Origin of the sequence: Blastococcus litoris, assembly GCF_003075095.1 — a bacterium.
In the GTDB taxonomy this organism is placed as follows: Bacteria; Actinomycetota; Actinomycetes; order Mycobacteriales; family Geodermatophilaceae; genus Blastococcus_B; species Blastococcus_B litoris.
The window spans coordinates 186,583-211,647 of the sequence record NZ_QCZF01000001.1 but is presented as its reverse complement, the minus strand read 5'-3'; the positions used below and the strand labels follow the sequence as shown (position 1 = coordinate 211,647).

General features: G+C 70.0%; 25 protein-coding genes. 9 read left to right on the top strand and 16 right to left on the bottom strand.

The window, feature by feature from the left end; genetic code table 11:
• Nucleotide 1: 1 nt before the first annotated feature.
• Together DCS98_RS01010 and DCS98_RS01005 are read right to left on the bottom strand one after the other, a co-directional pair.
• A complete protein-coding gene (locus tag DCS98_RS01010) occupies nt 2-1,246 on the bottom strand; it encodes an oligosaccharide flippase family protein (RefSeq protein WP_164704315.1) in 1,245 nt (414 codons plus the stop codon).
• A gap of 117 nt (nt 1,247-1,363) precedes the next feature.
• The gene (locus DCS98_RS01005; protein WP_116449493.1) at nt 1,364-2,620 is read right to left on the bottom strand and encodes a hypothetical protein; all 1,257 of its coding nucleotides are present in this window, start codon (nt 2,618-2,620) and stop codon (nt 1,364-1,366) included.
• Nucleotides 2,621-3,571: 951 nt separating this feature from the next.
• Between DCS98_RS01005 and DCS98_RS01000 the strand changes: the two genes are divergently transcribed.
• Nucleotides 3,572-4,510 (top strand): hypothetical protein, encoded by a 939-nt coding sequence (locus DCS98_RS01000; RefSeq protein WP_116449492.1) that lies wholly within the window; start codon nt 3,572-3,574, stop codon nt 4,508-4,510.
• A gap of 445 nt (nt 4,511-4,955) precedes the next feature.
• Here DCS98_RS01000 and DCS98_RS00995 read toward each other — a convergent pair whose 3' ends face one another.
• From DCS98_RS00995 to DCS98_RS00960, 8 genes are all read right to left on the bottom strand, one after another.
• A complete protein-coding gene (locus DCS98_RS00995) occupies nt 4,956-6,140 on the bottom strand; it encodes a glycosyltransferase family 4 protein (protein WP_164704314.1) in 1,185 nt (394 codons plus the stop codon).
• Between the two features lie 272 nt (nt 6,141-6,412).
• Nucleotides 6,413-7,450 (bottom strand): NrfD/PsrC family molybdoenzyme membrane anchor subunit, encoded by a 1,038-nt coding sequence (gene nrfD / locus DCS98_RS00990; RefSeq protein WP_116449490.1) that lies wholly within the window; start codon nt 7,448-7,450, stop codon nt 6,413-6,415.
• Complete coding sequence (locus DCS98_RS00985) at nt 7,447-8,508, bottom strand: 4Fe-4S dicluster domain-containing protein (protein WP_116449489.1); 1,062 nt, start codon at nt 8,506-8,508, stop codon at nt 7,447-7,449. The genes nrfD and DCS98_RS00985 overlap by 4 nt, the downstream gene beginning before the upstream one ends.
• Nucleotides 8,505-11,219 (bottom strand): formate dehydrogenase, encoded by a 2,715-nt coding sequence (gene fdh, locus DCS98_RS00980; protein ID WP_116449488.1) that lies wholly within the window; start codon nt 11,217-11,219, stop codon nt 8,505-8,507. Before fdh ends, DCS98_RS00985 begins: the two co-directional genes overlap by 4 nt.
• 12 nt (nt 11,220-11,231) lie before the next feature.
• Nucleotides 11,232-11,792: a molybdopterin-binding domain-containing protein gene (locus DCS98_RS24145; RefSeq protein ID WP_116449487.1), complete on the bottom strand. Its 561-nt coding sequence runs from the start codon at nt 11,790-11,792 to the stop codon at nt 11,232-11,234.
• A 190-nt stretch (nt 11,793-11,982) separates the two neighbouring features.
• Nucleotides 11,983-12,195 carry a hypothetical protein gene (locus tag DCS98_RS00970; RefSeq protein ID WP_116449486.1) on the bottom strand — a complete coding sequence of 71 codons (213 nt, stop codon included), beginning with the start codon at nt 12,193-12,195 and terminating at the stop codon, nt 11,983-11,985.
• 55 nt (nt 12,196-12,250) lie between these two features.
• Nucleotides 12,251-13,228, bottom strand: a complete 978-nt coding sequence (gene galE / locus DCS98_RS00965; protein WP_116449485.1) for a UDP-glucose 4-epimerase GalE — start codon at nt 13,226-13,228, stop codon at nt 12,251-12,253.
• Nucleotides 13,229-13,448: 220 nt separating this feature from the next.
• A complete protein-coding gene (locus DCS98_RS00960; RefSeq protein ID WP_164704312.1) occupies nt 13,449-14,711 on the bottom strand; it encodes a hypothetical protein in 1,263 nt (420 codons plus the stop codon).
• Nucleotides 14,712-14,939: 228 nt separating this feature from the next.
• Here DCS98_RS00960 and DCS98_RS00955 point away from each other — a divergent pair, with 228 nt between their 5' ends.
• The 8 genes from DCS98_RS00955 to DCS98_RS00920 all read left to right on the top strand — a co-directional run bounded on the left by DCS98_RS00955 (nt 14,940) and on the right by DCS98_RS00920 (nt 22,465).
• Complete coding sequence (locus DCS98_RS00955) at nt 14,940-15,431, top strand: hypothetical protein (protein WP_116449483.1); 492 nt, start codon at nt 14,940-14,942, stop codon at nt 15,429-15,431.
• Between the two features lie 308 nt (nt 15,432-15,739).
• Nucleotides 15,740-16,456, top strand: coding sequence for a PIG-L deacetylase family protein (locus DCS98_RS00950; RefSeq protein ID WP_116449482.1), 717 nt, complete (start codon nt 15,740-15,742; stop codon nt 16,454-16,456).
• On the top strand, nt 16,453-17,820 hold the full coding sequence (locus tag DCS98_RS00945; protein WP_116449481.1) for a glycosyltransferase family 2 protein: 1,368 nt from the start codon (nt 16,453-16,455) through the stop codon (nt 17,818-17,820). The genes DCS98_RS00950 and DCS98_RS00945 overlap by 4 nt, the downstream gene beginning before the upstream one ends.
• Complete coding sequence (locus tag DCS98_RS00940; RefSeq protein WP_164704311.1) at nt 17,817-18,932, top strand: exosortase/archaeosortase family protein; 1,116 nt, start codon at nt 17,817-17,819, stop codon at nt 18,930-18,932. Before DCS98_RS00945 ends, DCS98_RS00940 begins: the two co-directional genes overlap by 4 nt.
• The gene (locus DCS98_RS00935; RefSeq protein WP_116449479.1) at nt 18,929-19,984 is read left to right on the top strand and encodes an ATP-grasp domain-containing protein; all 1,056 of its coding nucleotides are present in this window, start codon (nt 18,929-18,931) and stop codon (nt 19,982-19,984) included. The genes DCS98_RS00940 and DCS98_RS00935 overlap by 4 nt, the downstream gene beginning before the upstream one ends.
• Nucleotides 19,981-21,129, top strand: a complete 1,149-nt coding sequence (gene wecB, locus DCS98_RS00930) for a non-hydrolyzing UDP-N-acetylglucosamine 2-epimerase (protein ID WP_116450092.1) — start codon at nt 19,981-19,983, stop codon at nt 21,127-21,129. The genes DCS98_RS00935 and wecB overlap by 4 nt, the downstream gene beginning before the upstream one ends.
• Nucleotides 21,126-21,917, top strand: a complete 792-nt coding sequence (locus tag DCS98_RS00925) for an HAD family hydrolase (protein ID WP_116450091.1) — start codon at nt 21,126-21,128, stop codon at nt 21,915-21,917. The genes wecB and DCS98_RS00925 overlap by 4 nt, the downstream gene beginning before the upstream one ends.
• Complete coding sequence (locus tag DCS98_RS00920) at nt 21,914-22,465, top strand: hypothetical protein (protein ID WP_116449478.1); 552 nt, start codon at nt 21,914-21,916, stop codon at nt 22,463-22,465. Before DCS98_RS00925 ends, DCS98_RS00920 begins: the two co-directional genes overlap by 4 nt.
• On the opposite strand, the gene DCS98_RS00915 is transcribed toward DCS98_RS00920, so the two are convergent.
• The 6 genes from DCS98_RS00915 to DCS98_RS00895 form a co-directional block, all read right to left on the bottom strand.
• On the bottom strand, nt 22,431-23,282 hold the full coding sequence (locus DCS98_RS00915; RefSeq protein ID WP_116449477.1) for a hypothetical protein: 852 nt from the start codon (nt 23,280-23,282) through the stop codon (nt 22,431-22,433). The two genes, DCS98_RS00920 and DCS98_RS00915, sit on opposite strands and share 35 nt — an antisense overlap.
• Nucleotides 23,283-23,425: 143 nt before the next feature.
• Entirely contained in the window at nt 23,426-23,707 is a 282-nt protein-coding gene (locus DCS98_RS00910; protein WP_116449476.1) for a winged helix-turn-helix transcriptional regulator, read from the bottom strand.
• Complete coding sequence (locus DCS98_RS00905) at nt 23,704-24,108, bottom strand: VOC family protein (protein ID WP_116449475.1); 405 nt, start codon at nt 24,106-24,108, stop codon at nt 23,704-23,706. Before DCS98_RS00905 ends, DCS98_RS00910 begins: the two co-directional genes overlap by 4 nt.
• Nucleotides 24,109-24,197: 89 nt before the next feature.
• The gene (locus tag DCS98_RS23820) at nt 24,198-24,332 is read right to left on the bottom strand and encodes a hypothetical protein (protein WP_277394589.1); all 135 of its coding nucleotides are present in this window, start codon (nt 24,330-24,332) and stop codon (nt 24,198-24,200) included.
• Nucleotides 24,333-24,483: 151 nt separating this feature from the next.
• A complete protein-coding gene (locus DCS98_RS00900; protein ID WP_116449474.1) occupies nt 24,484-24,681 on the bottom strand; it encodes a hypothetical protein in 198 nt (65 codons plus the stop codon).
• A 120-nt stretch (nt 24,682-24,801) separates the two neighbouring features.
• Nucleotides 24,802-24,987 (bottom strand): hypothetical protein, encoded by a 186-nt coding sequence (locus DCS98_RS00895; protein WP_116449473.1) that lies wholly within the window; start codon nt 24,985-24,987, stop codon nt 24,802-24,804.
• Between the last annotated feature and the right edge of the window lie 78 nt (nt 24,988-25,065).

Sequence of the window (25,065 nt, the reverse complement as noted above, 5' to 3'; positions counted from 1 at the left end):
GTCAGATCCGCCTGCTCACGGCTGACACCAACTTCTTCACATCTCCCCGACGCGGCATCATGTAGTCCTTGATGCGCTGGTCATAGTAGTACCGCAAGAAGAGTATGCTCATGAATGGTGGCAGTGCGCTGGCAAGCATTGCGAGAGCCGCGCCATTCGCTCCCAATGGCGGTACCAGCAGGACTATCAGCCCGACATTGAGGACCAAGCCACTCATGAGCGCAACACTTCGCAGCCAAGGCCTTCCTAACGCCAGCAGGCCGGCCGTAGCCACCGATCCGCTCGCAGAGACGATAAGCGGAGGCAGTAGAATTATGGTTGGCAGGATTGCGGCAGAGAAAGCTTCACCGAATACGACCGGGATCAACGTCGGCACCAGAGCCGCCAGCGCCGCAGTAAGCGTCAGACTCACGATCAGTGAGTAGCGAGCATGGCGCGCTAACCGGTCAAAGTCGAAGCTGCTTGATTGATCGACCAATACAACACTGCGAACGGACACAGTAACAAGCGTCAAGAGGGAAGCGATGTTGATTGCGAGGGCATAGATTCCGAGTTGCTCAACTGACGCCAGCGGCACCATTAGGATCTGAGCGACATAAGTTAGCGCAACGCTGCTTACCGCACCCAACCAGGCGCCTGCGCTGAAGCGCAGTAACTGCGATGTCGGGACTTCGTCATCTTCGATCTTGCGGCCCTTGAAGAGATGAGCGGCGCCGACGTACGCCAGGGCACCCGCGGCGATGCTCGTCGTCATGACGACTAGGGCACTACTCGGCGTCAGCCGGTTCAATGTCCACAGAGTGACGAGACCGACGATCTGGAATACCCCCGCAATCGCAGCCTCGGTCGACACGCGCCACCACAGCTGCGCGCCAGACGCAAAGGAGCGCAGAACGACCACCGCGATCGACGGGATTGTGGCGATGCCTGTGACAGCGATGAGCACAGCCAAGGAGTTCTGCCCACCCGACAGAGGAACGGCCATCGAAGCGACCGATACTGCGCCCAGCACGCCAAGGAGCACGGCTGCCCAGAGGCCTCGGATGAGGACCTTCCTTGCCGACTGGGGGAAGCGAGCTACGAAGTGAGAGACAGCATCCGGCAGACCGCCTGCGAAGATTGCGGCCGCGGCAGTCATCGGCGCCAATGCAGCCGCAACTTCGCCCCGACCAGCGGGCCCGAGTTCCCTGGCGAGTAGGAAGGTTGCAGTAGCAAGGCTGCCTGCTCGGGCGGCGTTCGCGATCATGACCAACGCGAACGAGTTTCGGTTTGAGGGCATTCTCTATCGGGCCCTTCCCACTGAGCGCCATTGAAGTCGCGTGCTTGGGTGCGCGAGGACGGCCGACTTCGTTTCCACTTTCGATCAGACTTCGTTCATTGACAGTTGCTGCATATGCGGTCGATCGACCGCATGCCTTCCGGTCTTGGCGCGATTGCATACCAACCAGTAGACGACGGCCGGCGCGAAGCTGGCCGCCGCTTTGTCGAGGCTTCCTACGAAGTCACCGCCGACAGCGCCGAGCCAAGTCATGGCGAAGAGATAGCCGACCAAGAGCTCCGGAGCGATCGTTCGACGCACCAATCGGTTTATCTGCCCGAGCAACATCCCATAAAAGATCCCTCCGGCGCATACGCCGAAGACGCCGCCTGCCATGTAAAGCCAGCCAGGAATCGTAACTCCGAAGGCAACCCCTGACGCCAGGACGTCAGGGAAAAACTTGGTCATAAAGTCGACATTCCCTCCACTCAACCATCTAGACCAGTCTGGTTCCGTAAGACCTGACTGCGAGATGAGAACGAAGTTCGACATACCGTCGAAGTTGCGTCGCTGGAACGGGGCGTCGATGTTGAAGATGTCAGATAGCTGGATCGGCGTGCCCGACGCCAGGTACTTGTTGACCGGGTCTAGCAAGAGCAAGACGACGAGTGTCAGAACGCCGATTACGGCAAGTCTGGCAAAAGGCGGCTTGGCGCGACGGCTGATCAGGAGGATAACCGTTATCGCGGCTGGCCACAGAATGCGCCCTCGCGACTCCGTCAAGAGCACCGAAGCGGAGAACGTGACGAGAACAGCGGCCCCGAGCCAGTAGCGCTTGACGCTGATGAAGTACGCCGTGAGCAAGGCCGCTGCGAAGGACCCGAAGTAGACGATGATTGTTAGAGCTTGACCCGACGCCGATTTGACGAGCTGCGAGCGGAATCCGGTCGAGCCACTCAACTGCATCGCCAAGTAGAGGTTCGCGAAGACTCCACTGGCCAGAAAGACGGTCAAGAGCTTAAGATGTCGAGTCTCGATCGACTCGAGAATCATCTTGGATCTGTCAGTGATCGGTGCTTCGACCCTCGCCGGTCGCGCCAGCAGCATGCCGACGCATACGAACCCAAGGAACACGGTGAAGAGCCAAGCGCCGTCAATGAACAACCGTTCGGTAACCGCGAATGGGAAACCGTCGAGATAGTAGTAGTGGGTCAAGCCGTAGATCTCGGGGATGATGAAGAAGAGGGTGACGAACAATCCAAAGAACGCGTGCGGGTTGAAGTACTTGTAAAATGTCGGATCGGCGTTATTGTGCTTGCCCAGCCGCAGTACGACCGCCAGAAGGGCGATCTGGAGGACCACCGGAAGGGTAGGACTGGTCACGATGAGTGGCTTCCTTTGCCCCGTCGAAGCGGTGACCGCTTGAGTGTCTGAATTGTTGCGACCAAGTCAGGTTATCCGAGGGTGGCCGGCCGCTGCGATCGGCTCAGGCGGTCCGGTGCGATGCAGCAGTTGCGGACCAGTCTGTCGACACCGTTGGCGAGCTGGCGGGCCCTCGGGTGACATCCCCCGCAGCTGGTCGTCAGATAGGTCACGGTCGATGCGCGCAAGCATCCCCCGTCGATCACGAAGTTTGAACGTGGGTCACCTCCGATGGAGATCGCTGGCCTGCGACCATTCCGCAGACGGGTGCACACAATCTGATGCATCCGCGGCATGCGGATCTCCACAGCGCGAGGACGACGTTTCTGATAACCGCACCCGCTAGCCTGGACACGGGATCCAGTGTCTTCAGGCAGTGGGCGCCTCCCGCTGGCACGGAGGGGCGTGAAGCCTAAACTGCACCGGAGATCGTTCGATCTGGGGCCGCCAAGTTGTCGGAGAGCCGTCACTATGAGGCGAAGTGGACTAACAGATAGTAGGGAAGCTGTGCACGGACGAGTGACGAGCACGTCCAGCGGTGCCATGGATCGAAACCATGATGCAGCATTCGCTTGCAACGCCGCCTCCTCGTCTGTGCGCAACGGCGCGGAACGACTCACCTCACTCGCGGCAAAGACCGTGCGCGGCTCGAGTCAGACTGCCAACCTTGGTCGCGACGTTGCGAAGGTTCACCGGTGAGAGCTGTTACTAGCGCGGGGAGTGCACTTGAGTACGGATAGAAATTCATCTCACCGGGGTTCGCCTCAGCAAGATGCCTGGTCCTTGGCATGGGCGCGACGATGGCATCTGCTCGGGGTGTGTGTTGCTGTTGCATGCGCCACTGCCCTGCTCGCAGCGTTGGCTCCCTCGGCCTACTCATCGACGGCAGTCGTGTCGGTGACGGTTGATTCTAGTGCGCGCGCGTCAGCGCGCGACGGTGTCAGTGCCTCGAACGAGCTGGCGATCCAGTATGCGGCGTTAGCTGAAACGGCATCCATCACCAGCGCAGCCGCATCCTCCATCGGCTTCGAACCCGAGCAGTTGATCGACCGAGTCGAAGCCGCGGTCAATGTCAATCAGAACCTCATCCGCATCACCGTCTCTCTACCGGAGTCCCGAGATGCTCAGGCGGCGGCGAATGCGGTCGCTGCCACCCTTGTATCGGCTGTGGCGGAGAGGGTCAAAGCGGCCATGGGCTCATACGAGGAGCAGTCGGAAAGCAGCCTCGAGCCCATCGATGCCGCTCTTGACGACGCTCGATCTCGCGCAGACGCCGCTAACCAGATCGCGAGCACCACGAGCGACGCGAATGCCCGGTCGCTCGCCCTAGCGAACTTGTCGATTGCCCAGTCGGAGATCTCCGCCCTCCAACAGCAGCGACAGGCAGTGCTCGTCACCTCCTTGAGCAATGCCCCGCTCACTCCGACGTCCGAGCTTGTCGAGGAGGCCACGGTAGCCGAGCTGGCTACCCCGAATCCGGCTATCTACGGCCCCATCGCGATCCTGCTTCTCGGGCTTCTTGCGGCGCGCATCTTCATCTCGAGGGACAGGCGACGCATGGTGCCAACTGGCCTCCCGAGTTCGGCATTGGAGGGAGGGCCAAGCGACGCGGCGGTCGGATCCCCTCCTGCGTCTGACGCCCGTCAGTCGCCGCAAGATCACGTAACTGCGGCTTCTCCGCTCCATCGGGGCGATGCGGGGGCGCATCCACTCGAAGTCCGCGATGAGGCTATGAAGGTGTTGCCGACGAGTGTGCAGGGAGAGACGGATTCATCGCCCATGGAAGACGGTGGGACGTCTCGCTCTGCCTTCGAAAGCTCTCGCGGCTGACTGAGATACCCGCGCTTCCATCGTGGTGGCCAGCTGCGGGCCGGCGCAGCCAGACGCCAAGACTGCGTGTCATCCGATCTGCCTCGGACACAGGACGGACTCTCCGGCTTCTACATGATCCGCGTTTCGGCGAGCACTCCCCTCGCTGCTGGCTGACCGGATGTGCGACGTAACGAGGCCTCCACCCCACGGTTCACCAGGGTCAGCCTCCCCCACAGTCGAGGAAGAGTCGGTGAGCTCTGCGGGTCCCTGCAGGTGCGGTTTCTGAACTGAATGCAGGCCGGACTCAGGCGCATCAGAATGCCGTTCTCGACGATGGTCCAGTGCAGGGGCGCGGTGGGCGCCAGTGAGGCGCACCCCCGGCTCGTTGCAATGGAGACTCCGCCGCTCGGGTCACCGACCGGCGCTTTTCATGTGTGCTGGGAGAGGGACGGATGTCTTCGAGCTACCGCCGCCGCACGCCGCCCGCATCCAAGACCTGCGCCACGACCCTTTCGACCGGGAACTCCCTCCGCGCGCGCGCCTGTGCGGCCATGCCGAGACGGTTCGCCAAGTCGGGCTGTGTGACCGAGCGTTCTATCGCCCTGGCAAGTGACTCCGGGTCGCGGACCGGAACAAGTATGCCGTCGACTTCGGATTCGATCGTCGCAGCGCAGCCCGGGATGTCACTGGCGATGCGAACCACGCCGGCCGCCGCGCTCTCAAGGAGCACTCGCGGGGTTCCTTCTGGATGGTATGACGGGAGGACCAAAGTGTGGCACTCGCGCAAGATTGCGGCGATATTCTCTTGTCGACCAAGATACCGAACCAAGCCTTCGCGCTCCCAGTCAGCAATCTCCTGCGCGGAGACACTCGTCGACAGGCCTTCGTCGATCGGCCCGACGAGTTCGAACCTTGCGCGAACATCCCGTTTGCGCAGAAGGCGGATTGCATCTACGTAGTCGTAGACACCCTTCTCCTTGAACAGTCTGGCGATCATGACGACCACGGGTTCGTCAGTGCGGGGAGCCTGCGATTGCTCGGACCACTTGTCGACGCTCACTCCGGTGCCGACGATCACACGAGAGCGCTCACGCACGGCCATCTGGCGCTTGGCGAAGTAGTCTAGATCGCTCGGCGTCTGAAATATGCTCGTCGTGTTCTTGCAATGCGCGGACAGGCTAAGGCAAATACGCGTTGCCAGCTTCACCAACCTACTGCCGCCGGATGTGTCGCCGAAGACTCGACCGCGCCCCCCGAAGACCCGCACAAATCTGGTCCGTCGTAGCACCAAGGGAAGGGCGCAACCGAGAACATTGGCGCGGGTCTGTATCAAGAAGACGATATGGGGTCTCTCCCGAAGTAGCACGATCGTCAACCGCAACAATCGAGCGAGTTCCCGAATCAGAGATACATCTTCACGACCGATTGCCGTGTTCGTGAATTTCACGCCTCGGTCGATCAGTTGCTCGTGAGGGCCGGTTGCCTCGGCATAGACGAGAACGGTTGCTTGCGCCCCGAGGAAGGCTTCTACCCAGTTCCTGCGATGGTCGAGCAGGGAATAGTCATTGTTAACCACGATGGCGATCTTCTCCGTTGAGGCGTCGAACAGCCGACCGGCCGCAAAGGCGGCTTGTGATTCCTGGTCCATATCAGAACGTTGCATGGATGCGCACCTCGGGAACTGGTTAACAACGGATAGGAGTTCAATGTCGGCGTACCAACAGCTTCTAGGGGAGGCCGTCATCGTGTCTGGCCGAGCTTATCCATGCTCTTGTGCGGCCGAGTCTCGCGGCCACGCGAGGGGCGAACCCCTCCACAATTGGCCGCCGGTGCGGCGGGCTGGTGGTGGCGTCTTCACCGTCCTGCCCCGCCGAGTGCCTGCCCGACGCAGGCTCAATTCCGACTCAATTCCGAACTGTCTCAGCGAGTGACGGAGCGGGCCTGGCCGTTCGCGGCCGCCATGCGCTCGCGCTGCGGGATGACGACGTACTTCGGGTCCTTGGTGCTGGCGATGCCGGCCTCGAAGACGCCGAACCGCGTCAGCAGCGAGCCGGCCGCCAGTAGCGTTCCTGACGCAACGGCCCCCCAGCGCCTGCGCCCGGCCAGCACGGTCAGCCCGGCTCCGGCCGCGGTGCACGCCTTCGCCGCGCGCATGAACTTCCCTGGGCGGCCCTCGTGGTACGGCTCGCTGAGGATGCCGTGGTCGTTCTCCACCTTGTGCACCACGGCCAGCTCGATCGCCGCACCGGCGACCGCCATCTTCCGCGCCGGTCCCGCCTCGTCGACCGGCGTGAAGATCATCGAGATCCCGCCACCGGCCGCCATGCCCGAGCCGCCGAAGACGAACGGCAGCTGGGTGTGCGCCGCGTGCCACGACGGCACGGCCGTGTTGGCCAGCAGCACCCCGGTGTAGGTCGCCAGCGGCCCGCCGAACAGGGCGGACACCACTCCCCCGAAGCGCTTGAGCCGCGGGAACCAGCCGAGGATCTCCACGGCCGCGGTCGCCCCGGCCGCGGCGCTGAACGGCGACAGGATGTAGGTGCCGACCGACAGCGGCGAGGTCACCTTGAACACCCGCAGCATGTGCAGGAAGCGCTCCGGCCGCCCCAGGTCGTGCACCAGGGCGACCACCGACAGGATCGCCCCGCCACCGGCGGTGATCCGCCCGACCCGCGTCAGCGTCGGCCGGTCGGTGAGGTCCGCGATCGCCGCCAGGATCGACGACGAGCCCGCAGCCCCGCCGAGGAAGAGGTACAGCGGCACGTCCGGCGACTTCCACACCGGCGTCTTGACGATCTGCCGGCCGTAGTACGAGGTGAACTCGACGTCGTCGACCATCGCGACCTCGCCACGGCCGCGTCCGCCGCCACGACGACGGCGCTTCGTCGTCCGCTGCGTGGCCGGGCCGTGGTCGGCCTGCCGCCACCCGTGGTCCGGGCTGGTGATCCCGCCGGTCACCGGGACCGCCGCGAGCCGAGGACCGCCGTGAGGGCGACCCCGACCATCATCACGGCCGCCTTGCCCGCGGCCTTCCACATGGCGGGCAGGTCGCGGGTGGTCACGATCGGGTCCGGCGGCAGGCCGTAGACCTCCGGCTCGTCGAGCAGCAGGAAGAACGCCCCCGCTCCCCCGACGCCGTCCTCCTCGTCGCGCCCGTACAGCCGCGCCGTCTCCACACCCTGCGACTTGAGGGTCTCGAGCCGTGCGTCGGCGCGGGCCTGCAGCTCGTCGAGGTCGCCGAACTGGATCGACTGCGTGGGGCACGCGGTGGCGCACGCCGGCTGCAGCCCGTCGGTCAGCCGGTCGTAGCACATCGTGCACTTGAAGACCCGGCCGTCGTCCTTGCGCTGGTCGATGACGCCATAGGGGCAGGAGGCCACGCAGTAGCCGCAGCCGTTGCAGATGTCGCCCTGGACGACGACGGTGCCGAACTCGGTGCGGAACAGCGCCCCGGTCGGGCAGACGTCCAGGCAGCCGGCGTGCGTGCAGTGCTTGCAGACGTCGGAGCTCATCAGCCAGCGGACCTGCTTGTCCGCCCCCGTCTGCCCCGTCTGCGGGTCGAACTCGCTCAGCGCCTCCGCGTTGAGCACGCTCGCCTGCGCCTTCGCGGTGGTGTCCAGGTCACCGGTGTCCGGCGCCGGCATGTCGCCCCGGTCGTCCCCCGGCCGGCCGAACGTCGGCATCGGCAGGTCGACGGCCCGCGACTGCTCGATGAACGCCACGTGCCGCCACGAGTTGGCGCCCAGCTGCCCGGTGTTGTCGTAGGACATCCCCGACAGACCGAGGGCGTCCCGGTTGCCGTGCGAGTCGTCCATCGGCAGCGTGTTCCACTCCTTGCACGCCACCTCGCAGGCCTTGCAGCCGATGCACACCGAGGTGTCGGTGAAGAACCCGACCCGCTTCGGGTGCTCCTCGACGTAGCCCGCCTGCTCCGTCACGTCCGGCACCGGACCGTAGAGCCGGTTCCCGGGGTCCCGGCCGGTGAACGCCGCGCTCGCCGAGCTGATCGTCGTCACAGCTTCGAGCCCTCCCCGGCCTCCGCGTCGACCGGATCCCGGCCGTTGACGCCCACCCGGCCGGACTCCACCCCGGCCCGGCGGCGGTAGCCCTCCACGAACTCCAGCAGCTCCGGCCCGCGCGGGCGCCGCCCGGGCACGATGTCGGCGGTGCTGACCTTGTCCTCCTGGATGTGGGTGTTCGGGTCGAGCACGATGCCCAGCAGGTCGTTGGCCGAGTCGCCGGTGGAGATTCCGCTGTAGGACCAGTGGTACGGCATGCCGATCTGGTGCACCACCTGCCCGGTGCGCAGCCGGATCGGCCGCATCCGCTCGGTCACCAGCACCTTGGCCTCGATCGCCGTCCGGGCGCTGACCAGCGTGGCGAACTCACCGTTGGTGAGCCCGCGCAGCGCCGCCAGCTCCGGCGAGACCTCCACGAAGAACTCCGGCTGGAGCTCGGCCAGGTAGGGCAGCGTGCGGCTCATCCCGCCGGCCGTGTGGTGCTCGGTCAGCCGGTACGTCGTCACCTGGAACGGGAAGACGTCGCTGAGCGACGGGTTCTCCCGGTTCCACGGCCCCGGGATGCGCTCGACGGTCGGGTTGGCCTGCTGCTTGTACAGCGAGTTCTCCACCACCGACTCGACCGGCTCGTAGTGCGTCGGCAGCGGGCCGTCGACCACGCCGGACGGCGCGAACAGCCACGCCTTGCCGTCGCCCTGCATGACGAACGGGTCGTTGCCGGCCAGCGCGTCCTGGGCCTTGGCCCCCTCCGGTGGCACGTAGTCCGGCCGCTTGGTCTTCTCGAAGTCGGAGACGTCGAGACCGGTCCACTCGCCGGCGTCCTCGTCCCAGTAGACGTACTTCTTCCGCTCGCTCCACGGCTTGCCGTCGGGGTCGGCCGAGGCGCGGTTGTAGAGCATCCGCCGGTTCAGCGGCCAGGCCCAGCCCCACTCGCTCGCGACGGGGCCCTGCTCCCTGCCTGGCTTCCGGCGTCGTGCCTGGTTCACCTCGTCGGCGTAGACGCCGCAGTAGATCCAGCAGCCACCGGTGGTCGAGCCGTCGTCCTTCATCTGCATGTAGGAGGACAGGGCCTTCCCGTCCGGGCCGGTCCCGTTGATCTCCCGCAGGACGGCGTCGGCGTCGGGGTCGGCCGTCTCCCCGTGCGTCGGGTAGTCCCAGGTGAGGTCGAGCAGCGGGCGGTCGCGCGGGTCGCTGGAGTCCTTCAACCGGTCGCGCAGGATCCGGCCGAGGTGGAAGTAGAACCAGAGATCGCTGCGGGCGTCGTCCGGCGGCTCGACCGCCTTGTCCCGCCACTGCAGCAGCCGCTGCGTCTGGGTGAACGTGCCGTCCTTCTCCACGTGCGTCGCCGCGGGCATGAAGAAGACCTCGGTCGCGATGGTGTCCGGCGAGAGCTCGCCGGTCTCCATCTCCGGCGACTCCTTCCAGAAGGTCGCCGACTCGATCATCTGGAGGTCGCGGACGACGAGCCAGTCGAGGTTGGCCAGGCCGAACCGGTTCATCCGACCGTTCGGGTGCCCGACCACCGGGTTCTCGCCGACGAGGAAGTAGCCCGAGACCTTCCCCTCGATCATGTCGGCGATCGTCCGGTAGGAGCTGTGGTCGCCGTTGATCTTGGGCAGGTAGTCGAAGCAGAAGTCGTTCTCCGCCGTCGCCGCGTCGCCCCACCAGGCCTTGAGCAGGCTGACCATGTAGTTGCGCTTGTTGCCCCAGAAGCCGGCCTTGCCGGCCGCGTCGGCCACGTACTCCTCGAGCGAGGAGTGCTGCATCGCGTGCGGCATCGGCAGGTAGCCGGGCAGCAGGTTGAACAGCGTCGGGACGTCGGTCGACCCCTGGATGCTCGCGTGCCCGCGCAGCGCCAGGATCCCGCCGCCGGGGCGGCCGATGTTGCCCAGCAGCGTCTGCAGGATCGAGCAGGTGCGGATGTACTGCGCGCCCACGCTGTGCTGCGTCCAGCCCACCGAGTACACCCAGGCCGTCGTCCGGTCGCGGTTGCTGTTCTCGGTGACCCACTTCGCGACCTGCTCGAACACCGCCGGCTCGATGCCGCAGACCTCGGCCACCATCTCCGGCGTGTACCGGGCGTAGTGCCGCTTGAGGATCTGGAACACCGAGCGCGGGTGCTGCAGCGTCTCGTCGCGGAACGGCTTGCTCGCGATCGGCGGGCCACCGCTGCCGGCGGCCTGGGCCCGGTCGGACTTCTTGACGTCGGGGTGCTGCTCCTCGCGGTCCTGCTCCGCGGCCTCGGCCGGGTTGTCGGTCGAGGAGTCCTGCTCCCGCGGCTCGTACTGCCAGCTGCTCTCGTCGTAGGTGCGGTTCTCCGGGTCGAAGCCGGAGAACAGCCCGTCGCCGTCCTCGGCGTCGACGTAGTCGTCCCCGACGATCGCCGCCGCGTTCGTGTAGGCCTTGACGTACTCCTCGAAGTACAGGTCGTTGCTCAGCACGTAGTTGATGAGCCCGCCGAGGAACGCGATGTCGGTGCCGATGCGCAGCGGCACGTGCAGGTCCGCGATCGCGCTGGTCCGCGTGAACCGCGGGTCGATGTGCACGATCTTGGCGCCGCGCGCCTTGGCCTCACCCACCCACTGGAAGCCCACCGGGTGGCACTCGGCCATGTTCGAACCCTCGATGACGATGCAGTCGGAGTTCGCGAGGTCTTCCAGGAAGTTGGTTGCGCCACCACGGCCGAACGAGGCACCCAGACCGGGCACCGTGGCGGAGTGCTATATGCGCGCCTGGTTCTCGATCTGGATCGCGCCCATGGCGCTGTAAAGCTTCTTCATGAGGTAGTTCTCCTCGTTGTCGAGGGTCGCCCCTCCGAGGCTCGCTATCCCCATGGTGCGGTTGACGCGCTTGCCCTTGTCCTCGTCCTGCCAGCCCTTGCGGCGGGCCTCGAGCACGCGGTCGGCGATCATCTCCATCGCCGTGTCGAGGTCGAGGTCCTCCCAGTCCGTCCCGTACGGACGGCGGTACTTGACCGTGGTGACGCGGGTCGGGCTCGTGACCAGCTGCTTGCTCGCGCTGCCCTTGGGGCACAGCCGGCCCCGGTTGATGGGCGAGTCCGGGTTGCCCTCGATCTGGACGATCTTCTCGTCCTTCACGTAGACGTTCTGCGCGCAGCCGACGGCGCAGTACGGGCAGACGCTCTTCACGACGCGGTCGGCGGTCGCGGTGCGCGACACCGTCGCCTCGGTGCCCTTGCTGCGGGCGGCCTTGCCCCGACCGAACGGATCGGGGCCGGTGAGCTGCCGGTACACCGGCCAGCTGTCGAGCCAGGTCTTCACTCCCGGAACTCTGCCATCCGTAACCCGGTACGGCACGACGGAGTTTCCGCGCGTGTCCTCACGGGGCGACGTCGACAGGCGGGCGGGGGGCCATGCAGCGGGAACGTCGGGCGCACATGCGCAACTCTCGGGCTTCGACGTGCGCATCAGCGCACCCTGTCGACCGCCGGCGCCGACCGGCCACCTTCGCTCAGATGCGCCGGCCGTCCTCGGTCCGGTGCTTGGCGCCGCAGTCGCGGCACAGGTCGTGGGTGCGCGGCGCCGGGTCGAACCGGGGGTTGATCCACGCGCTCCCCCGGCGAACCACCTCCGACCGCCGGGCGACGACGTTGCGGCTGCCGCAGATGCCGCACGGCTCGGTGCTCGGTCCGAGATCGGTGGCCCTCCGCTGCCGCACCTCCATGGCCGGTCATCCTGGCGGCGAACGGTGTCCGACGGGTAGCCATTCGTGCACGGCGTCACCGCCCGCTGTGCGCCACCCAGCCCTCCCACGCCGACGCCACCATGTCGCGGACGTCGTGCTGGGCCTTCCAGCCGAGCTCCGCACGGATGCGTTCGGCCGAGGCGACCACGCGCGGCGGGTCCCCCGCCCTGGCGCCGACGACGACGGGCTCCGACCACGACTCGTCCGCTGTGCCGGTGACGCTCCGGATGGTCTCCACGACGTCCCGCACGGAGACCCCCTGGCCTGTGCCGATGTTCGCCGTCAGGTCGCGCACCCGGCCCGCGGTCAGGGCCTGGGCGGCGCTCACGTGCGCGGAGGCGATGTCGGCGACGTGGACGAAGTCGCGGACGCACGTGCCGTCGGGCGTCGGGTAGGTGTCGCCGAAGATGAGGGGCGGCCTGCGGTCGCTGAGCCGCCGGAAGACCATCGGCACGAGGTTCGACTCCCCGGTGTCCGCGAGCGTGGGGACGGCGGCCCCGGCCACGTTGAAGTAGCGGAGGTTCGCGTAGCGGAGGCCCGTCGCCCGCGCCACCGCGGCCACCATCCACTCGCCGATCAGCTTGGTCTCCCCGTACGGGTTGACCGGCCGACAGAAGAGCTCCTCGGTGACCTGCTCCTCGTCGGGCGCGCCGTACACGGCGGCGCTCGACGAGAAGACGAAGTGCTCGACGCCGGCGGCGGTGATCGCGTCGAGCAGCCGCCGCAGTCCCTCGACGTTCTGCTCGTAGTAGTGCAGAGGACGGCGCACCGACTCCTCGACCTGCTTCTTGCCCGCGAGGTGGACGACTCCGCGCACCGAGTGGTCGCGCAACGCCCGTTCGACGCCTGCCTGGTCGAGCACGCTGCCGACCACCAGCGGCACGCCCGCGAGTCGCGCCTCCACGCCCGAGGACAGGTCGTCCAGCACGACGACCTCGTGGCCGGCCGCCTGCATCGCGCCGACCACGTGGGAACCGATGTAGCCGGCGCCGCCGGTCACCAGCCAGGTCACGCAGGGAACCGTACGGTGCCGCAGCTGTTTCTGAGCTGCGCCGGCGGAAGCAGCGGGCGCCACGTTCGTCGATTCCCTGGCCGCAGAGTGGTTCGCCGGGGGCGGAGACCTCGTCGCCGCCGACCTGATCAGTCCCACCGACGCGGGGCACGCCCTCTCGGCCGACCGCATTGAGCCGGTCGTCCGTCAGGTGGTGGAGGGCGCCCCCACGCCGTGAGGGTCAGCGAGAAGCGGCCCGACGCCGCACGCCCGTGCGGATCAGCGCGGCCCCTCCCGCGAGCGTCAGCAGACCGAGGCCGAGCAGCGGGGCCACGTCGGTGCCGGTGTAGGCCAGCGACTTCGCGTTCACCGAGGTGGCGACCGGAGCGGATGCCGTCGCGCCCGCGGCCGACGCCACGTGGAAGGGCACGTTGACGACCCTGCCGCTGGTCAGGCCCTCCAGCTCGACGCGATGCGCGCCCAGCTCGAGGCCCGCCGGGACGGTGAAGGCCAGGCGCAGCACACCGTCGGCGCCGGCCGGGTGGACACCGAGGTCGACGGGCGTCGAGAACAGCGTCACCTGCACCGACTCACCCGGCTGGAAGCCGGGCACGGTGAGCGTCTGCTCGGCGCCGGGGGCGACCGTGGCGCTCCCGGCACCGGCCGGGTAGTCGACGGGCTGCGCCGCGGGGGTCTGCGGGTTCCCCGGGTTCTGCGGGGTGCCGGGGTTGCCCGGCGTCTGCGGCGTGCCCGGGCTGCCCGGCGTCTCCGGGTTGTCCGGGTCCTCGGGGTCCTCCGGCGTGGCCGCGGCGCAGGCCGGGACGGTGATCGGCTCCGCCTCGATGATGAAGGCGTAGTTGTAGTCGACGGCCCCGATGTACAGCTCGGCCTCGAACGCCGTCTGCTGGGCAGCGATGTAGGACTCATCAGGCTCCAGTTCGAGGACGCCGTCGAAGGTGCCGTCCTCGGCGACGAAGAACTGGTGGAAGCCCGGGTTGCCCTTGTGGCCGGACTCGGTGAAGTAGAAGCCGTCGCCGATCAGGAACAGGTCGAGCGTCTCCCCCGCCGGCGCGCCGGTCAGGCTCACCGCCGCACTCATCGAGCCCGGGGTGGCGCAGCTCCGGGTGATGGAGAACGTGCCGCTCGCCCCGCAGAGGTCCTCGACCTCGACGCTGTCGCTCGCAACCGTCTGCCCGCCGGAGACGATGTCGTAGGCGATCACGTCGCCGACCTCGAGCTCCCCCTGCTGGTAGGAGATGGCGAACTGGGCGTTGCCCGACGCGTCGGCCGGGCTGGAGTTCGCAGTTCGGCCGTCGTACTGCGCCTGAACTTCGCTGCCGGGCTCCAGGCCAGTGGCCCGGATCAGACCGGACGGCCAGTCGTCGCAGGCGATGCCGGCCTTGGCGGTGGTCTCCACCGCCGCCTGGGCGACGGCAGTACCGGCGCCCCACGCCGTGACACTGATGGCGGCCACGAGCAGGGCACGGCCCAGTCGACTTCTCACACGAAACTCCCCGTTGAACCCGACGCCGCGACGGCGATCGGCAGCTCGAACCGGCCCGAAGCGGCCGATGCGTCGCGGTACCGTAACTGCCGGATCGTGCGATGGGAACCGTTCCGTCTCACCAATAACAGAGCGCGCGCAACGCGTAGCGGCACGCGGTTGCGAAACCGCCGGCGGGAGGGCGCGCCGCAGCCGATCTCGGCCGACCCGACACGACAGCATGGGCGCGTGATCGCTGGAGCACGCCGAGCGCGACGGACGACCTCGCGCAGGCAGGGCGACGAGTTCGCCTACGAGCTGCTGTTCCTGCGCAGCATGGAGAAGGACGCGCTGGTGTGGCAGACGCCGGCGCTCGCCGTGACCGCGCAGGCGTTCCTGCTCACGATCGGGCTGGATCCCGACACCGCTCGCTTCGCTCGGGGGATCGCCAGCGTCCTCGGCGTCGTGGTCGCGTACATGACCTGCCAGTTGATGGCCAAGCACCGGTACCTGCGCCGCCTCGACGAGTGGAAGCTGCGGGAGCTCGAGGGCGATTCGCGGCTCTCCGGCCTGTCGACGCACGCCTACGGGGACGCGGCCGACGAGTACGCCGGCGCCACACGTCTGACCAAGAGCAAGAGCTATGCCGTCTGGCAGACCGGCCTGGTGCTGATCGGACTGGCCCACCTGCTGGTGCTGACACTCACCGTCGTATGGCCCGCCGGTCTGACGGGTGACTAGCGTCGGACGTCCGTCTCGTGGAGCGGCAGCCGGGCTCGGCGCCAGGTGCACACCTCGTGCACCTCGACCTCCGTGACCCACAGCGGGTTGAGCCAGGCTGCGCCGGCCCTGACTCACGGCTGGTCACGAGCATCAGGGCGCCTCCGCAGAGGCCGCACCGGCCTTCCCCCACGATGGCGCTGGTCTGGCTCTGTCGGGCCGGCTCGGGGCGGTTGGGAAGAATCGCTACAGCTATCGCTCCCGAGTGCCGATCACCGGTCCGAGTGACAGGAGATCCCTCCTGTCGACGGACGTGACAGGAGTGGTCGGTGGCCGGCAGGTCGGTGCTCGCGATCGGGGCGCACCCCGACGACGTCGAGCTCGGCTGCGGCGGCGCGCTGCTGGCGCACAGCGGCGCCGGCGACGTCGTCACCATGCTGGTGATGACCGGCGGCGAGAACGGCCCCGGCGTCACCCACCGCCGCGGTGAGCAGGCCGCCGCCGCGGGCGCCCTCGGCGCCCGGCTGCGCTGGGGCGGCTTCCGCGACTGCACCCTCTCCCCCGACGCCGCCACCGTGCAGGTGATCGAGCAGGTGCTCGAGGAGACGAAGGCCGACCTCGTCTACGTGCACGCCCCCGACGACAGCCACCAGGACCACCGCGCCGTCTCGGCCGCCACCTTGTCCGCGGCCCGCCGGCACCCGCGCGTGCTGCACTACCAGAGCCCGTCGACGCTCACCTTCAACCCGACCGTCTTCGTCGACGTCACGCACCACCTCACCGGCAAGCTGGCCGCCCTCCGCGCCCACGCCTCGCAGGTCGAGCAGTCGGCGATGGTCGAGCCCGACGCCGTCGTCGCCTCCGCCCGCCACTGGGGCGCCCAGGCGCGCATCGGGTTCGCCGAGGCCTTCGTGCCCACGCGGATGGTGCTCGACCTCGCCCCCGTGCCGCGGACCGCCGTCCCCACCCGGCGCACCGACCGGACCCGGCGCGCCGACCGCCCCGCCAAGGTCCCCGCCCCTCGTCGCACCGCCGCCGCCCGATGACCACCACGCTCGAACCCACCGGCACCGTGCACGCCGGCCGTCCCGACGGCCGGCGTCCCGTGCTGTTCCTCTACGTCGCCCTGCTCGCCGTCACGATCTGGGCGTTCGGCGCCGACCCGGTGCTCGGCTGGATCTCCGGCGCCCTGAACATGGTCTTCGCCGTCTACTTCTTCCGGCACCTGGCCTTCGCGGTCAGCGCCGCCCGCTGGGCCGGCACCGACCTCCTCGCCCCCGACGTCGACCTCGACGGCTATACGCCGTCGGTCGCCGTCCTCGTGGGGTGCAAGAACGAGGAGCTCGTCGTCGACGCGATGCTCACCGCCCTGCTGGGCATGCACTACCCCGCCGACAAGCTGTCGGTCGTCGTCGTGGACGACGGCTCGGACGACGCCACCGGCGCCATCCTCGACGCCCGCGCGGCAGCCGAGCCGCGGCTGCGCGTGCTGCACCGCCCGCCGAACGCCGGCGGCGGCAAGTCCGGCGCGCTCAACGAGGCCCTCGAGACCGTCGACGCCGAGATCGTCCTGGTCTTCGACGCCGACCACGAGCCCGAGCCCAACGCCCTGATGCGGCTGGTCCGCCACTTCCGCGACCCCGAGGTCGGGGCCGTCATGGGCCGCTGCGTCATCCGCAACGGCGAGGAATCGACGATGGCCACCACGGTCTTCGTCGACTTCCTCTCCGGCTACCTGGTCAACGAGTACGGCCGCCAGGCCCTGTTCGAGCTGCCGGCCTACGGCGGCGCCAACTGCGCCGTGCGCATGTCGACGCTGCGGGCGCTGGGCGGGTGGAACCCCGAGACCGTCACCGAGGACACCGACCTGACCCTGCGCGTGCTGCTCTCCGGCCAGCGCGTGCGCTACGACGTGTCGGCCATCGACTACGAGGAAGCCGTCGTCACCGCGCGCCGCTTCTGGACCCAGCGCTACCGCTGGGCCCGCGGCCACCAGAAGTGCTTCCGCGACTACGTCGGCCCGACCCTGCGCTCGACGCACCTCTCGCTGGTCGAGAAGTGCGAGTCGGTCCTCTTCCTCCTCAGCTACCACGTGCCGGTGCTCAGCGGCCTCGGCGTGCTCCTCGCCGTCCTGCGCGCCTTCGACATCGGCGACGAGCCGGCCGTGGGCATCCTGCCGCTGTCGATGCTGCTGTTCGTCGGCCCGCTCGCCGAGCTCACCGTCGGCCTGCTGGTCGGCCGGGTCGAGCGGCGCGCCGCGTGGAGCCTGATCGGCTTCATCCCGGCGTTCGCCCTCTCGATCTGGATCACCTCGCGCGCCTACCTCGACGGCATGCTCGGCCGGCAGTACTCGTGGGTGAAGACCTCGCGCACCGGCGCCACGTCGACCGTCACGGCGGCCGCGCGATGACCGCGTCCGCGCAGCGGCGGTGGGTGGTCCTCGTCGAGCTCCTCGTCGCCGTCGCCATCTGCCTGACCGGCTACTTCTGGGCGTCCACCTGGTTCCGCGAGCAGGAGGGCGCGCTCGCCGTCCACGTCCTGCGCCTGTTCGGCGTCGACGAGGTCTCCTCGATCCTGCCGGGGCACATCCTCATGTTCCGCGGGAACGGCGAGGTGCTCGACGGCGTCGTCACCACGTCCTGCTCCTCGCTGCTGACCGTCATGGGCCTGACCGCCCTCAACGTCGCCGTCATGCGCTCCCGCCGCGGGCACGCGGTGCTCGGGCTGCTCGCCGCCGTCGTCGCCGTGGTGATTGCCAACAACATCCGGCTCACGCTCTCGGCGCTCGCCGGGCTGTGGTGGGGCGCCCCCGCCATGACCCTCTTCCACGACTGGATCGGGACCCTCTGGGCCCTCGCCACGACCCTCGGAGGCTTCCTCGTCATGGTCGCCGTCACGCTGCCGGCCGCCCAGCGCGCCGAGCAGGACGTCGCCGGCCGGCACACCGCCCGCCGTCCCAGCAGCTGGGCCCGCCCGGGCCTGGGCTACCGCGCCATGCAGCCGGACACCCCGCTGCAGAAGTACTGGTCGTTCGCCGGCTTCCTCCACCGCCGCGTCCTCCCCCGCGCCCTGTCGCGGCGCATGGCCGCCCGGCGCGAGGCCGGCCGCATCGACTACCGCCTCGGGCACCTCCCGCCCGCCCACCGGATCGCCCAGATCCAGGACCTGGTCGCCGACGGCCTCGGCGCCCACACGGCCACGCTGCTCGCCGTCGCCACCTACGAGGACGACGTCGAGGTCGTCGACGCCCTCGCCGAGGCCATCGCGGCCCGGCAGTGGGAGCCGGTCACCAACGACCGCATCGCCGCCCTGCGCCTGTGGGCCCGCGGTTGGCTCGCCGGCCGCCGGCTCGGCGGCGAGACGCCCGCCCCGGACGACGTCCCCGAGATCGACGTCCGCGAGGACGAGGAGGAGCCGGTGGTCGCCCTCGCCGGCGGACGCCCGCCGGTGCCGGCCGCCGTGCCCCCGCGCCGCCCCCAGCCCCGCTCCTTCGCCCGCCCCACCTCCGAGGACCCGCGATGACCGTCGTCCCGCAGCTGCCCGTCCCCCGCCTCCCGGTGGACCTGTGGCCCTCCCCCGCCGGCGACGGCGCCGTGCTCGTCACCGGCGCCGGAGGGCCCGCGGGCATCGCGGTGATCCGCCGGCTGGTCGCCCTGGGCCACCGCGTGGTGGCCGCCGACGCCGACGGCTCCGCGGCCGGCGCGTACCTCGCCGCCCGGTCGGTCACCCTGCCCCGCGGCGACCACCCGCGCTTCGTCGACGCCGTCCTCGGCGCCGCCGCGGCGTTCGGCGTCGACGCCCTCGTCAGCACGGTCGCCGAGGAGCTGCCCGCGCTCGCCGTCGGCGCGCACCGGCTGGCCGACGCCGGCGTGGGCACGTGGCTCCCCGACCCGGCCGCCGTCGAGCTGTGCTGCGACAAGGCCGCCTTCGCCCGCCGCATGGCGTGGGCCGGCATCCCCCACCCGACCACGACGACGACCGTGACCGGCCTGCCCGAGGTGCCCGGCCCGTGGGTGGTCAAGCCGCGCACCGGCCGCGGCAGCCGCGGGGTCCAGCTCCTCGACGACCCCGCCGCCGTCGAGGCCGCCCTGTTCGCCGACCCCGACCTCATCGCGCAGACCCGCCTCGGCGGCCGCGAGTTCACCGCCGACGCGCTCGTCGACCGCTCCGGCGACGTGCTGACCGTCGTCCCCCGCTGGCGGACCGAGACCAGGGCCGGCATCTCGGTGAAGGGCGAGACCTTCGAGTCCGAGCCGGTCACCGAGCTGGTGCGCGCCGCCCTCGACGCCGTCGGCCTCACCGGGCCGGCCAACGTGCAGGGCTTCGTCGGCGACGACGGCGCCGTCACGGTCGTGGAGATCAACCCGCGCTTCTCCGGCGGCCTGCCGCTGACGCTGGCGGCCGGCGCCGACGTCGTCAGCACCTACCTCGCCGGCGTCCGCGACCCGCACGCGGCGCTGCCGCAGCTCTGGTTCACCCCCGGCGTCCGGATGAGCCGCTTCTTCGCCGAGACCTACACCGACGCCTACGGCCTGCCGGTCGCCGACCCGTGCGCCGCGGCGGTCCTCGCATGAGCCGCAGCCGGCACGTGCTCGTCCCCTTCGGCACGCGCCCGGAGGTGGTCAAGCTCGCCCCGGTGGTCGCCGCCATGCTCGCGGCCGGCCACCGGGTCACCACCGTGGACACCGGCCAGCACACCGACCCGGCGCTGGCCTCCTCGCTGCAGGAGGCCCTCGGCCTGGTGCCGACCCACCGCTACCGGCTGCCCGCCGAGCAGCCCGCCCGCACCGGCGCCCTCCACGCCGACGCGGCCGACGCCGTCGCGCGGTTCGCACCCGACCTCGTGCTGGCGCTCGGCGACACCAACACCGTGCCCGCCTACGCGCTGGCCGCCCGCGGCGCCGGCGTCCCGTTCGCGCACGTCGAGGCCGGGCTGCGCAGCCTGAACATGCGCAGCGTCGAGGAGGTCAACCGGCGCGTGGCCGCGGCCGCCGCCCAGCTCCACTTCGCGCCCACCCGCCGTGCGGCCGCCTTCCTCGCCGCCGAGGGGGTCGAGCCCGAGCGGGTGTTCGTCGTCGGCAACCCCGTCGTCGACACCCTCGTCGCCCGGGGTGTCACGCCGACGCCGGTCGACGAGCGCGACGGCGTGCTGGTCACCGCGCACCGCCCGACCAACGTCGACGACCCGGCGCGCCTGGCCCGCCTCGTCGCCGTCGTCCGCTCGCTGGCCGAGCGGGTCGGCGCGGTGACCTTCCCGGTGCACCCGCGCACCGCCGCCCGGCTCTCGGCCAGCGGCCTGGACCGCGAGCTGGACCACCCCGCGATCACCCTCACCGGCCCGATGGACTACGACAAGCTGCTCGTCACGCTCGCCTCCTCGCGCCTGGCGGTCACCGACTCCGGCGGCATCCAGGAGGAGGCCGCCTACCTCGGCGTGCCGGTCGTGGTCCTGCGCTCCTCCACCCCGCGCTGGGAGGGCGTCGAGGCCGGCACCACCACGCTCGCCGGCCTCGCCGACGACGCCGCGGGGGCCGCGGTGCTCACCGCCGCCCTCGCCCACGCCTCCCCCGCCGGCCAGGAGCGCGCGGCCTCCGCCCCCTGCCCCTACGGCGACGGCACCACCGGCGCGCAGGTCGCGGCGATCCTGGCCGACGAGCGCACCGACGCCCTGCTCGCGCTGACCGAGCCCGACCACACCGACGGGCACCTGCCGTGGTGAACGCCCCGCTCGGCGTCGTCGTCGACCTCGACGACACCCTCTACCCGCAGTCCGACTACCTCGCCGGCGCCGCCGTCGCGGTGGGTGCGGCCGCGACCGCCCGCGGGCTCGACGGCGACGCCGTGCACGCCGCGCTGGTCGCCGAGCTCGCGGCCGGGTCCGACGCCGGGGGCACCATCGACCGCGCCCTGCTCGCGACCGGCGTGCCCGTCGCGGACCTGCCCGCCCTGGTCCCGCCGCTCGTCGTCGCGTTCACCCGCCACGCCCCCGCCCGCCTGACCCCGTACCCCGGGGTCGAGGAGGCGCTGCGGTCGCTCGCCGCGGCGGCCCCGCTGGCCTGCCTCACCGACGGCAACCCGACAATCCAGGACGCCAAGCTGGCGGCCACCGGCCTCGGCCCCCTGCTGCCGGTCGTCGTCGTCACCGACCGGCTGGACGGCCGCGGCACCCGCAAGCCGCACCCCGCCGGGCTGCTCGCGGTCGCCGAGCGCCTGGGGGTGCCCGCGCAGCGGCTCCTGGTCATCGGCGACCGCCCCGGCAAGGACGTCGCCGTCGCCGCCGCCGTCGGCGCGCGGGCCATCCGGATCCGGCAGGGCGAGTACGCCGACGCCCCCGACGTCCCCCTCCCGTGGGCGGTCGCCGGCACGTTCCCGGAGGCCGCGGCCATCGCGCTGCGCGCACTCGCGGCACCACCTGACCGGGTGAATCCGCTCCAGGAACCCCGCCGACCTGCCGACGACGTCCTGACGGCACCTGCACCGTCGCTGCCTCGAGGAAGTGTGCGATGAACGCCAGCCCGACCACCCGCGCTCCCGCGCGGCCCCGCCGCCGGTCGACCCGGTTCGCGCTGGTCGCCGTCCTGATGACGCTGTTCGTCTCCGCCCTGCCCGGCACCGCGTCGGCCGCGGGGATCGTCCCGATGGCGGAGTGCTACGCGCAGAACAGCAACGGGACCTTCACCGTCGTCCTCGGGTACAACAGCCCGTACACCACGACGCGCACCATCTCCCGGGGCTGGAACAACTACGCCACCCCGTCGACGTACACCGCGCAGCTGCCCACGGTCTTCAAGCCCGGCCTGCAGCGCGGCGCCGCGAAGCTCACGGTCTCCCAGAGCGACCTCTACGCCGGCACCGTCAGCTGGTACCTCGACGGCAACACCCTGAACACGTGGAACGCCGGCAGCATCCCGATCTGCACCTCCGCCCAGCTGCCCGCCTACGCCAACGGCGGCGCGATCGTGGTGCTGCTCCTGCTCGCGGGCGCGGTCGGCGTGCTGGTCGTGCGGCGGGCCCGCCGCGTCACCACCGAGCGGGCCGGACCGCTCGCCGTCTGAGCGGGTAGGTCAGGGTCCACCGGCGCGTGGTCGCGATCGCCTCGTCGATGCTGGTGAGGCCGGCGGCCGCGAGGCTGTCGTCCAGCGCCTGCCGCTCCGCGGCCGTGCCGTAGTCGGCCGCGACGGCGCCCAGGTGCTCGACGCGGACGGCGTCGACGACGCCCAGCCGGATGCCCTGGCGCTGCAGGGTCGTCCACTCCACGTCGACGCCCCAGCCCATCAGCGTGCGGGTGGGCAGGGGCAGCGCCAGCCGGCGAGCACGGTCGTCCATCAGGACGATCGGGCCGATCTCGACGAAGCCCGTGTCGCGGGCCAGCATCAGCGGCCGCGAGCGGTTCACCCGGCGGCTCGAGTGGCTGTTCCACTCGTGCGCCGGCTGGCAGATGTCCAGCCCGACCGCACCGGCGATCCGAGCGAGCGAGCGCAGGTCGCCGCGGCTGAAGCGGACGTCGTCGTCGGCGATGACCAGCCAGGCCGACTCGTCCAGGGTCAGGGTGTCGAGGCACCGCCCCAGCAGCTCGAACCGGCCCCCGGGGCCCGAGCCGACGGTGACGTGGGCCAGGTCGGGGTGCACCTCGTCCAGGGCCCAGAGCGCGACCTGCGGGACGGCGTCCGCGAGCAGCCGCGCGAGGTGCCCGGCGTTCTTGTGCCGGTAGACGGCGACGAGCGCCAGGGTGCGGCCGTCGTCGGGGAACCGGCGGGCGAGGTAGCTCTCGGTGGGCAGCGAGCTGGTCGCCCGGCGCACCCAGCGCTGCAGCCGGTCGGACCTGCGCCGCTTCGGCCGGCCGGATCCTGGCCGGCGCATCGGGGTGCCCATCGATCCTCCGCGTGCCGTGCCCGCCCCGCGTCGTCGGCGGCGATGCCCCGAGCACGCTACGGAGCACCACCCGGCACCGGCACCCCTCTGCCCGTCCATGCCCCCCGGCGGGGTCAGGCACGCGAGGGACGGTCGTCCAGCACCTAGGCCTTCCCGGCGCCCCAGGTGCCGAGCGCGACGATCGCCTCGCGCAGCGCGAACCCGCGGTCGGTCAGCGCGTAGGCCCGGGTGTTGTGCCGCAGCGGCAGGCGGGTCAGGACACCGGCCGCCTCGAGCTCGCGCAGGCGGGTCGCGAGCATGTTCGTCGGCACGCCGAGGTCGCGCTGCAGATCGCCGTAGCGCTGCGGCCCGTCGAGCAGCCGCTCCACGATCAGCAGGGCCCACCGGGCTCCGACGACGTCGAGGGCCGCGGCGAGGTCGCTCACGCGGTCGGTGCGGCGTCCGGCTTCATCCAGAACGGCGAGTAGTGGTAGCCGTCGAGGTCGTCGAACTGGCGCTGGTACATGAAGGGGTAGTCGTCGGTGTCACCGATGCGCCCGCCGGCGGCGGCGGCGCGCTCGGCGAGCTCGTCGACCGCCTCGCGGCTGCCCAGGTCGAACGAGACGGTGACCTTGGAGGGCGTGCCGGGTCCGCCGACCAGCTCCTCGCTCCCGCCGACGCTCGCGTACATGTCGCGGCTGCCGAGCATGACGTACTGCTCGGGCGCGATCGCGAAGCACGACACGTTGTGATCGGACATCTCGGCGTTGAGGGTCCAGCCCAGGGCGGTGTAGAAGGCGGTCGCGCGCTCGACGTCCTCGACCGGGCAGGTGATGAAGAGGCTCATGCCGCGACACTTGCAAAATGAAAGTGCGGCGTCAACCCCCGCCGGCACCGGGCCCGCGGCGACGGCCAGGACTCATCGCCGCGCGGCGCTCAGACCCGGCCGTCCATCTCCAGCTCCAGGCCGAGGACGGCGGAGGCGCCGGCTGCGAGCAGCCAGAACCCGACGGTGAAGCACTTGCGAACCGCATCGACGTGGTGGTGTTCCGCGCGCCAAGTGCTCGTCATGGCTCCCTCTCTCGTCGTCGTAGGCCACGAAAGCTAGCGACGGAGCCCGCCGGGAGCACCACGGATGTGACGGGCGGGACGATTGGGACCCGATCGTCAGGGATCCGTTATCTACGGGTCCACCAGTGCCGATGACTGGTGGCCGCCCGCGTCAGCGGCGGCGCGGCGGGAGCAGCGGCTCGTGCGGACCGGGGCGGTCCCACGTGCAGGTGAAGGTGGAGCGCACGTAGTGCTCGGTATCGCCCTCGACGGGCACGTGGACCACGCGTCCCGCGCCGCCGCAGCGGCAGAGGACGACGCGGTCGGCGTCGCGCTGAACCCGGTCCAACACCTCGGCGTCACCGATCACGGGCCGAAGCTTCCGCTGCCGCGGGATGACCGGCAAGCACCTCGGAGATGAACAATCGGTGAACCGACGCCGGTCGGGTGACACGGTGTCGCCGAGGTCACGCAGAACGCGTGACGGCGCTCACCGACGGGGCCGCATGGCCCTCAGCGCGAGCACTCCGGCGACCAGCGACACGACCAGCATCCCGCCCGCGACGACGCTCGTCGCCGTCCCGCCGATCCAGAACAGCGACGCCGCGATCCCGATGACGAGCACCAGCTCGACGATCACGACCGCCGCCAGGAGGACGGCCAACAGCTTGCCCACGGGCGCAGGGTGCCACACGGCCCGGTCCCCGAGCAGCCGTCGTGGCCACGATGACCCCTCCGGGCCGTCCCCCGTCCG

What these genes read in the sequence shown, in the direction of transcription:
- DCS98_RS01010 (WP_164704315.1), bottom strand. Translation starts at nt 1,246, where the DNA reads ATGATCGCGAACGCCGCCCGAGCAGGCAGCCTTGCTACTGCAACCTTC.
- DCS98_RS00995 (WP_164704314.1), bottom strand. Translation starts at nt 6,140, where the DNA reads ATGGACCAGGAATCACAAGCCGCCTTTGCGGCCGGTCGGCTGTTCGAC.
- DCS98_RS00970 (WP_116449486.1), bottom strand. Translation starts at nt 12,195, where the DNA reads ATGGAGGTGCGGCAGCGGAGGGCCACCGATCTCGGACCGAGCACCGAG.
- DCS98_RS00945 (WP_116449481.1), top strand. Translation starts at nt 16,453, where the DNA reads ATGACCACCACGCTCGAACCCACCGGCACCGTGCACGCCGGCCGTCCC.
- DCS98_RS00940 (WP_164704311.1), top strand. Translation starts at nt 17,817, where the DNA reads ATGACCGCGTCCGCGCAGCGGCGGTGGGTGGTCCTCGTCGAGCTCCTC.
- DCS98_RS00935 (WP_116449479.1), top strand. Translation starts at nt 18,929, where the DNA reads ATGACCGTCGTCCCGCAGCTGCCCGTCCCCCGCCTCCCGGTGGACCTG.
- wecB (WP_116450092.1), top strand. Translation starts at nt 19,981, where the DNA reads ATGAGCCGCAGCCGGCACGTGCTCGTCCCCTTCGGCACGCGCCCGGAG.
- DCS98_RS00920 (WP_116449478.1), top strand. Translation starts at nt 21,914, where the DNA reads ATGAACGCCAGCCCGACCACCCGCGCTCCCGCGCGGCCCCGCCGCCGG.
- DCS98_RS00915 (WP_116449477.1), bottom strand. Translation starts at nt 23,282, where the DNA reads ATGGGCACCCCGATGCGCCGGCCAGGATCCGGCCGGCCGAAGCGGCGC.
- DCS98_RS00905 (WP_116449475.1), bottom strand. Translation starts at nt 24,108, where the DNA reads ATGAGCCTCTTCATCACCTGCCCGGTCGAGGACGTCGAGCGCGCGACC.
- DCS98_RS23820 (WP_277394589.1), bottom strand. Translation starts at nt 24,332, where the DNA reads ATGACGAGCACTTGGCGCGCGGAACACCACCACGTCGATGCGGTTCGC.